Annotated in this window: 1 protein-coding gene; it reads right to left on the reverse strand. The window is 38.7% G+C overall.

Going from position 1 to position 1,650, the window contains the following annotated elements; translation table 11 throughout:
- A partial coding sequence (locus tag PAND9192_RS20200; protein ID WP_144018115.1) for a DUF4347 domain-containing protein occupies positions 1 to 1,650 on the reverse strand: 1,650 nt, incomplete at both ends.

The following is a 1,650-nucleotide window of genomic DNA, read 5'->3' on the forward strand; positions in this document are numbered from 1 at the left end:
CGGTATCAATGGTTGAATTACCCAAATAGAGATTCGATGTATTGGTAATAATATGGTATGCACCACCTAATGTTGGGTCGATACCATAGCTGTCTGGGGCATCCCCTAAATCAATGTCTTGCATTTCGATACGGTGGTCTTCGACTTCACCATAGCCATCAGCGCCAAGTGAAGATATATCCGATATTCCCGTAACAACACGATTGACTAGACGTAAACGCAAATATAAATGGGTACTGCTACTTGGGGAAATCCCATTCCATTCCAGTTCAGTATTGACTTGCGTTACACCAGAAGGTATTTGAACAAGCTGCCCTTCACTTTCTTCAAACTGCCCATTACGATTAAAGTCAATCCAACCGGCTAATGTCGCCGTTGCGCCAGTATTATTAGTGACTTTTAAATACACTTTATAATCCGTTGACGTACTTTGAATAGGCATCAATGTCATGCCCCCTTCATCGTCTACGCCATCACTATCATCAGACGTCGCTGTAATGTCTTGCAGATCACCATCTTCTAAATCGGGTACAGTTGAACCAATGTACAAGTCTTCGTCAACGAAATGCTCTGGCCCATTATTACTACGTAGTGTTTGATAATTATTCACACCTGTCGCCGCACTGGTATCAGGCGCATCGCCAAAATCAGCGGGAGCATACGTTCTGGTCCCTGCAAGATTTACATCCGACATTTCAACACTAACGATAGAATAAAAATAGACTCTCATTTTATAAAATTTATTAGGTTCTAATAATGTTGGATTAGTAAATTCAAAAAACTGAGTATTTATATTAGCGCTTGGACTATGAATGAGTGTATAAGTAGCAAAGTCATCTGAGGATAAACGAATTTCAACTTTACTCGTTCTATTTTCAACCCACCCCATGCTACCCAATTCATAAATAACACTAGTGGGATCAAAATTTCTGGTTTCAAACTGATACTCTACATAATGATTTGAACCCACTGGATCATTAAGATCTTGGCTACCATTACTGCTAAGGACACATTGTGCACCAGAAGTATTACTTGATATCGCACTACCAAGTACGCGCTGATGAGGAGTATCAACCAAAACCGTAGTATTCCACCCACTTTGCAACGAGTTAATTTCTGCTGGTCCCCACCAATAACCATATTGATCTGAGGTATAACACCCCCCGCCATTTGTCATCCATCCCACTAAAGAATTGGCAATATCACCAAGAACCGATGGATATTCTTTATACAAGGAAAAATCAGAAGGAAAGTAAGTAAAACGATTAACTTTACTGACATATTCAAGATCCCAATCCCCCCCTAACTCAGAAGCCCCTGTTTTATCATTTGATGCGGCAACACTGACTCCAGTGTACTGGGCAAATTTATCAACCAGTAATTTACCCGCGTCGGTTTGGGCAATATCACAACCTAATAAATTAATGTGTGCGTGTTCTGACAGATGTTGGCCTAATTGATTAAGCTGCTGTTTATAATTATCAATATTATTGAGCGTTATTTCATCTTGTCCAATAATGATCTTTTCAGCTTCACTATGAGAAAATATATCAATAAGGTTCACATGATGATTATCTTTTATTATTGTTATTAATTGTTCTACGCTTGATATTTTCTCTACGGGAATATTATTATCTTTAAAATAAGACT

It is taken from the genome of Photobacterium andalusiense, assembly GCF_900185625.1.
Classification (GTDB): Bacteria; Pseudomonadota; Gammaproteobacteria; order Enterobacterales; family Vibrionaceae; genus Photobacterium; species Photobacterium aquimaris.